Origin of the sequence: Mesorhizobium sp. M1322 (assembly GCF_040318085.1) — a bacterium.
Classification (GTDB): domain Bacteria; phylum Pseudomonadota; class Alphaproteobacteria; order Rhizobiales; family Rhizobiaceae; genus Mesorhizobium.
In genome coordinates, this window is the sequence record NZ_JAMYLP010000082.1 from 20,990 (window position 1) to 27,270 (window position 6,281).

Annotated in this window: 9 protein-coding genes; 2 read left to right on the forward strand and 7 right to left on the reverse strand. The window is 64.2% G+C overall.

The features are described 5' to 3' along the window. Nucleotides 1-16: 16 nt before the first annotated feature. Entirely contained in the window at nucleotides 17-802 is a 786-nt protein-coding gene (locus tag NKH12_RS23970) for a ComF family protein (protein ID WP_352955423.1), read from the reverse strand. Between the two features lie 53 nt (nucleotides 803-855). Here NKH12_RS23970 and NKH12_RS23975 point away from each other — a divergent pair, with 53 nt between their 5' ends. Beyond that, nucleotides 856-1,728, forward strand: a complete 873-nt coding sequence (locus NKH12_RS23975) for a methyltransferase domain-containing protein (protein WP_352955424.1) — start codon at nucleotides 856-858, stop codon at nucleotides 1,726-1,728. Between the two features lie 50 nt (nucleotides 1,729-1,778). Here NKH12_RS23975 and NKH12_RS23980 read toward each other — a convergent pair whose 3' ends face one another. The 6 genes from NKH12_RS23980 to NKH12_RS24005 form a co-directional block, all read right to left on the reverse strand. Further along, the gene (locus tag NKH12_RS23980) at nucleotides 1,779-1,958 is read right to left on the reverse strand and encodes a Flp family type IVb pilin (protein WP_192360673.1); all 180 of its coding nucleotides are present in this window, start codon (nucleotides 1,956-1,958) and stop codon (nucleotides 1,779-1,781) included. A 98-nt stretch (nucleotides 1,959-2,056) separates the two neighbouring features. Continuing rightward, nucleotides 2,057-2,437: a hypothetical protein gene (locus tag NKH12_RS23985; RefSeq protein ID WP_352955425.1), complete on the reverse strand. Its 381-nt coding sequence runs from the start codon at nucleotides 2,435-2,437 to the stop codon at nucleotides 2,057-2,059. Nucleotides 2,438-2,551: 114 nt separating this feature from the next. Beyond that, complete coding sequence (locus NKH12_RS23990) at nucleotides 2,552-2,974, reverse strand: (deoxy)nucleoside triphosphate pyrophosphohydrolase (protein ID WP_352955426.1); 423 nt, start codon at nucleotides 2,972-2,974, stop codon at nucleotides 2,552-2,554. Next, complete coding sequence (locus NKH12_RS23995) at nucleotides 2,971-3,750, reverse strand: GNAT family N-acetyltransferase (RefSeq protein ID WP_352955427.1); 780 nt, start codon at nucleotides 3,748-3,750, stop codon at nucleotides 2,971-2,973. Before NKH12_RS23995 ends, NKH12_RS23990 begins: the two co-directional genes overlap by 4 nt. Continuing rightward, nucleotides 3,750-4,991, reverse strand: coding sequence for a bifunctional glutamate N-acetyltransferase/amino-acid acetyltransferase ArgJ (gene argJ / locus NKH12_RS24000; RefSeq protein ID WP_352955428.1), 1,242 nt, complete (start codon nucleotides 4,989-4,991; stop codon nucleotides 3,750-3,752). The genes NKH12_RS23995 and argJ overlap by 1 nt, the downstream gene beginning before the upstream one ends. Before the next feature lie 119 nt (nucleotides 4,992-5,110). Then, nucleotides 5,111-5,341 (reverse strand): putative antibiotic biosynthesis monooxygenase, encoded by a 231-nt coding sequence (locus NKH12_RS24005; protein ID WP_352955429.1) that lies wholly within the window; start codon nucleotides 5,339-5,341, stop codon nucleotides 5,111-5,113. A 112-nt stretch (nucleotides 5,342-5,453) separates the two neighbouring features. On the opposite strand from NKH12_RS24005, the gene NKH12_RS24010 reads away from it, so the two are divergent. Further along, nucleotides 5,454-6,116, forward strand: coding sequence for a TetR/AcrR family transcriptional regulator (locus NKH12_RS24010; RefSeq protein ID WP_352955430.1), 663 nt, complete (start codon nucleotides 5,454-5,456; stop codon nucleotides 6,114-6,116). Nucleotides 6,117-6,281 lie beyond the last annotated feature (165 nt).

Below are 6,281 nucleotides of genomic sequence, written 5' to 3' on the forward strand. Positions count from 1 at the left end.
TCTTCAATCTATATAGCTATATAGTCGCGGACTCGTCGGCCCGAAAGTCCCCTGGCAGCACGCGCGCAAAGGTCAGCACGTCGACCGTCCCGGCACCGCCCTTCTTCAGCGCCTTGGCGACCGCGCGGACAGTGGCGCCGGTGGTATAGACGTCGTCGATCAAGAGCACCCGGCGGCCGGCGATCTCGATCTCGGCCTCCTCCGGCACTCTGAATGCGGCACGCACATTCTCCTCGCGTTCCCGCCGCTCCAGCCCGACCTGCTGGCGGGTGAGCTTGACGCGCCTGATCGCGGAGGGCGCAAAAGGCAGGCCGCCAAGTTGCGATACCGCCCTTGCCAGTTCCGCCGACTGGTTGAACTGGCGCCTGAAAAAACGCCGCCAGTGCAGCGGCACCGGCACGACCACATCGGCCTCCGCAACCAGTTCTGCACCGGCGCGCAGCATCCAGCGCGCCATCCACGGCGCCAGATCGGTGCGATCCTGGTATTTCAACCCCTGCACCATCTGGCGGGCCACACCAGAGTAAGCGACCGCGGCCCGCGCGCGCTCGAACGGCGGCGGGTCGGCTATCGCCTCGGCCGACAGGAACCCCTCGCCCATGTGATGGATGAACGGCGTGCCCATCACCGGACACCATGGCCGCTCCAGAAGCCTCAGCTTCGGCCAGCAGGTGCCGCACAGCACGCCGGGCTGCGAGACATGCCGTCGGCAGCCGGCGCAAACCGGCGGAAACAGGATGCGCGCCGGCCAGTCCAATGCCTTTCGAGCAATACTCTTGATATCTGGCATTGGATCGGCCACGTGGTTGCTCCTCCGCCACCCTATATCAGAGAGCGGAAACCAGGAACCGTCAGTTGCAACCTATAGTCGACACTGCTCTCTGGCTGGCGCACAAGCGCCGGGCGCTCGCCTATCCGACTGCCGGCGCGGATTTCCTGATGCGTCGGGCGGCCGAAGAGCTTGCCGAGCGGCTGGGCGCCGTCGAGCGCAAATTCGACAGAGCGGCCGTGCTGTTTTGCCAGACGCCGGCGGTGGTCGACGTGCTCGCGACAAGCGGCAAGGTGGCGGACATCGTACGCGTAGAGGCGGACGCTGCGTTCCTGGACAATGCAGCGGGACTGGTGGCGCCGCTGGAGACCGTGCCGTTCGAGCCGGAAAGGCTCGACCTCGCGGTGTCGCTTTTGTCGCTTCAGGCAATGAACGACATTCCCGGCATGCTGGTGCAGATCCGCCGCGCACTGAAGCCGGACGGTCTTTTCCTCGGCGCCTTTGCCGGCGCCGGTACCCTTTCCGAACTGCGCGAAAGCCTGCTCGCCGCCGAGACCGAGCTTTACGGCGGCGCCAGCCCGCGCGTCATCCCGTTCACCGACGTACGCGACGCCGGCGCGCTTTTGCAACGCGCCGGCCTGGCCTTGCCGGTCGCCGATGTCGAGACGGTGACGGTGCGCTACGATTCCCTGTTCGGCCTGATGGCGGACCTGCGGGCGATGGGCGAGACCAGCGCGCTCGTCGACCGCAGCAGGCGACCGGGCACACGAAGGCTGTTTGCCCGCGTCGCCGAAATCTACGCCGAGCGGTTTTCGGATGCCGATGGTCGCGTCAGGGCGAGTTTTCCGATCGTCTGGATGTCAGGCTGGGCGCCCGACGCCTCGCAGCAAAAACCGCTGAAGCCGGGCTCGGCGAAAATATCGCTGAAGACGATACTGGAAAATCCCGGCGGGCGTTGACCGGATTTCTGTCGACCGGACTTTTGTGGGATGCTGGTGGCCGGTCGCGATCACTGCGCGAAAGCGTTCACAAGCCTGCTGGAATTGTCGCTGAACAGCCACGCCATTGCGTCAGCGGCTTGGCCGATGCCGCCTATGATGGTAAGCGACAGCACAGTCACGATCAGCCCATATTCGATGGCCGTCGCGCCGGTCTTGTCTTCCCAAAATCGTTGCAGCAATGTTCTCATGGCCGTCGATCCCGCTTGCCGGAACCCTAGCGCCGACCTGTTAAGAAAGGTTAACGGCACAGGCTTAACAGGCGATGAAACGGCTGCTTTAAACCATGTCAGCAGTCGCCGCTGCGCCTGCCATTGTCGCGTATCACGCAGATCGAACTGGGCAGCGGCTGCAGCACGCTCCTGCGCAGCGTGTAGGTCCCACGATGGCCGATCGAGCCCGTGTTTCCAATCGAGCCCGTGTTTCCAATCGAGCCTGTGCTCCCGACCGATCCTGGGCTCCCAATCGATCCTGTGCTCATTCCGTCGAGGCCGCCGGCAAAATGGTCGCGTGCGGATCGCGTCCGGCTGTCGAGCAAGGGCGTCGCGATCAAGGCCAGCGCCACCGCGGCCGAGCCGAACAAAAGCGTGATCCGCAAGATGCCCATGCCGGCATGGACAGCGAAGCTGCGGTCGGGTCGGATCGAATCCCAGTCCCTGTCGAGGCTCATGCAACCGCTCTCCGGCGAAGGCCTGAACACGGCCTTCCTTCGATTTCCATGCCATCAATTTTTCACGGCAAGATAAATCTTCCATTAACATTGTCTAAGTCTCGGACAGCACAATCACAGAAGATCGATGAGAAACTGGATCAGCGGCGCGTCGGCCGGCGGCATCGGAAAATCGCGCATCTGGCGCGGCCGCACCCATTTGAGCACCTGGCCCTCCTTCGGCTGCGCGATGCCGCGGAAGCGACGGCAGACGAACAGCGGCATCAGCAGGTGAAAATCATCGTAGGAATGGCTGGCGAAGGTGAACGGCGCCAGGCAGGGAATGTCGGTCTCGATGCCGATCTCCTCGTACAACTCCCGGATGAGGCATTCTTCCGGCGTCTCGCCGGGCTCGACTTTGCCGCCCGGAAACTCCCACAGGCCGGCGAGCTGCTTGCCTTCGGGCCGCTGCGCCAGAAGCACGCGGCCGTCAGTATCGACCAGCGCGCAGGCTGCGACCAGGAGCAGGCGCTTGCCGACAGGGTTCACGCCGGTCATGCGCCGGGCGGCCGGCGATAATGGTAACGATAGACTTCGTCGAACCCGAGCGAACGATAAAGCGCCAGCGCCGGCGCATTGTCGGCCTCGACCTGCAGCCAGGCTTCCCGGGCGCCGCGCAGCCGTGCCCATTTCAGCGCCGACAGGATCAGGTGGCGGCCATGGCCCTGGTTGCGCACCGATCTGTCGGTGGCGACCTCGAACAGACCGGCAAGATCGCCATCGTGGACGCAGATCAGCGTCGCCAGCGGTTCGGTGCCCTTTTCGAGCGCGAACAGCCCGGCTTCCGGCTGGATGGCGCCGATGATCTCCGACAGGCCCGGCCGCAGCGACACATCCGAGCCGCTTACCTTGAGCGACGCGCCGATGAAGCGGCTGATGTCCTTCAGCGGAATCTGGTCCATGGCGGCATCGAGCTGGGCGTCTGCCAGCGGCAGCCGCATCACCAGCGATTCGTCGAATGTGCTCCAGCCTTCGCTGTCGAGATGTTTGGAAAGGACCGGCCCCGACAGCGGCGATATGCGAAAGGTCAACGGTCGGCCATAGGCGTCGAAACGGCGGCTGGCGCGGCCAATGCGCTCGGCAATGTGCTGGATGTCGCCCGGATCGAGCGGGTTGACCGAATTCAGCCGCTTGGCCGGATGGCCTGCCGTCAGCCGCACCACCCAGGTGCCGTCATAATGGACGGCCGCCGCCGGCCATGCGCGAAAGCCGGCCGCCTCGTAGCGGCGCACGATGGCAAGCACGCTTGCCGGATGTCTGGAAACCAACGCCATCAGCTCCGATAATCGCCGTTGATGGCGACATACTCCTTGGTGAGGTCGCAAGTCCACACCGTCGCCTTGCCGCGGCCGATGCCGATATCGGCATGGATGCGGATCTCGTCGCGCTTCATGTAGGCCGACGTCGCCTCCTCTGAGTAGGCGGCGTCGCGCTCGCCCTCATGCGCCAGCCTGATGTCGCCGAACCAGATCGACAGAAGGTCGCGGTCGGCCGGTTCGCCGGCCTTGCCGATGGCCATGACGACGCGACCCCAATTGGCGTCCTCGCCGGCGACCGCCGTCTTGACCAGCGGCGAATTGGCGATCGACAGCGCGATGCGCTTGGCCGAGCGGGCCGATTTCGCGCCGGTGACGGTGACCTCGACCTGTTTTCGCGCGCCCTCGCCGTCGCGCACCACTTGCAGCGCCAGCGATTTCAGCACTTTGCCGAGCGCGCGGCGAAAGGCGCCGAGGCGCGCATCCCCGGCATCGGTGATATCAGGCGCGCCGCGCCTGGTTGCCGTGCCCGTGGCGAACATCAGCAGCGTGTCGCTGGTCGAGGTGTCGCTGTCGACGGTGACCGCATTGAAGGTCTTGGCCGTGCCGCGCGACAAAAGATCCTGCAGCACGGGCGCTGCGATCGGCGCGTCGGTGGCGATGAAGGAGAGCATCGTCGCCATGTCGGGCGCGATCATGCCGGCGCCCTTGGCAATGCCGTTGATGGTGACGTCAGCATCGCCGAGCTTCACCGTCGCGGTCGCCAGTTTCGGATAGGTATCCGTGGTCATGATCGCCTTGGCGGCTTCGGTCCACAGGTCCGGCCTGCCGTCCTTGACCAGTCCGGCGAGCAGATGACTGAACTTGCCGGCATCCAGCGGCTCGCCGATGACGCCGGTCGAGGCCAGAAACACCTCGTCCGGCGTGCAGCCGGCAGCCTTGGCTGCAGCCTCGCCGGTCATTGCCGTGGAAGCTCGGCCCTTGTTGCCGGTGAAGGCATTGGCGTTGCCGGAATTGACGACCAGGACGCGCGCCTTGCCCTGCGCAAGGTTCTGCCGGCAGAAATCGACCGGCGCCGACGGGCATTTTGACTTGGTGAACACGCCGGCGACCGTGGTTCCGGCATCGAAGACCATGGTCAGCAGATCGGTGCGGTTCTTGTATTTTATCCCGGCCTCGGCGGTGGCGATGCGGACGCCCTCGATGTCAGGCATTTTGGGATACTTCTTCGGCGCGAGCGGCGAAATGGTGGCTGACATGAAGACCTCGGGCGGGAAAATCGCAAGGGGAACGCCGGTTTGCCCGATAGCGGGCGCTGGTGCAAGGGCGTTTTCCCGACCGTTGCGGACCACACCGAACTGCCCGCACCACGCTTCCTTCATTGGGCAGGATTGAGGAACCTCCGGAACATCTTCTGCACGCCCGGAATGAGCCCCCAGATCATGATCGCGACCATCAGCGGGGCGACGACCAGTGTGCGCTGCCAGATCTCCCACTGTTCGGTCAGCGGAAACACGACATAGAGGATGGCGGTGATCAGCGGATAGACGCCGGCAAGCACCAGCAGGGCAAAGCGGAGGCGCGAGAAGCGGGCGGCGGTCGAGGTCATTGGCTCTCTCCTTATCGTTACGAAACGTTCCGTTATAGAAAACGGGCCGTTCCGTTTCGTCAAGAGGTCGTATATGCATGCCGAGGAAAACTTACCGATAAGGAAAAGTCAGATGGCTGAGGATGCAGACCGGGCCCGCAAATCAACGGGCGCACGGCGCAATCCCGACAGCGCCGACGCCATTCTCGACGCCGCCGAGGCGGTGCTGGTCGAGGCCGGTTATTCCGGCTTCTCGATCGAAGCGGTGGCGCGGCGGGCGCGTGCGGGAAAGCGTACGATCTATCGCTGGTGGCCGAGCAAGGCCGCTTTGCTGTTCGACGTCTATCAGCGGCTAAAGCGCGTCGACAACCCCGACACCGGAAACCTCGAGGATGATCTCGTCGGCTTCCTGAAGAACCTGTTCTCGCACTGGCATGACACATCGTCAGGCAGCGTCTTCAGATCGCTGATTGCTGAGGCGCAGTCGGATGCGACCGTGGCCGCCGTGCTGGTCGACTACACAAAAGGACGCCATGCCCATACCGGCCAGATGATCGAACGCGCCAAGGCAAGAGGCGAAGTGGCGGCCGACGTCGATTCCACGCTCGTCGCCGACCTGGTCGCCTCCTTTGCCTGGACGCATCTTTTGACCGATCGCCTCAATGAAGACGAAACGACGCTGCGCAGGGCGGTTGGCTATGTGTTGAAGGGCATAGCCGCTGACGATGCCGGCTCGGTCGACACCGCGGCGGTCCCGCGGAGGCGTCGACGCGTCATCGGTCGCACCACCAGGTAGAAGCGGCAGGGTAAACCAACGCGCTGTCGTGGTGGAGACCATAAGAGGCACAATTATCGGGGGCCGCGCTGCCCCTCATCGCCCTGCCGGGCACTTCTCCCCGTATAGTGACCTATCGCATTCACACATCTCGGTTGCGCTTTGGGGCGAAGCTCGATTCTATTT

What these genes read in the sequence shown, in the direction of transcription:
- NKH12_RS23980 (WP_192360673.1), bottom strand. Translation starts at nt 1,958, where the DNA reads ATGAGAACATTGCTGCAACGATTTTGGGAAGACAAGACCGGCGCGACG.
- NKH12_RS23985 (WP_352955425.1), bottom strand. Translation starts at nt 2,437, where the DNA reads ATGAGCCTCGACAGGGACTGGGATTCGATCCGACCCGACCGCAGCTTC.
- NKH12_RS23990 (WP_352955426.1), bottom strand. Translation starts at nt 2,974, where the DNA reads ATGACCGGCGTGAACCCTGTCGGCAAGCGCCTGCTCCTGGTCGCAGCC.
- NKH12_RS23995 (WP_352955427.1), bottom strand. Translation starts at nt 3,750, where the DNA reads ATGGCGTTGGTTTCCAGACATCCGGCAAGCGTGCTTGCCATCGTGCGC.
- argJ (WP_352955428.1), bottom strand. Translation starts at nt 4,991, where the DNA reads ATGTCAGCCACCATTTCGCCGCTCGCGCCGAAGAAGTATCCCAAAATG.
- NKH12_RS24005 (WP_352955429.1), bottom strand. Translation starts at nt 5,341, where the DNA reads ATGACCTCGACCGCCGCCCGCTTCTCGCGCCTCCGCTTTGCCCTGCTG.
- NKH12_RS24010 (WP_352955430.1), top strand. Translation starts at nt 5,454, where the DNA reads ATGGCTGAGGATGCAGACCGGGCCCGCAAATCAACGGGCGCACGGCGC.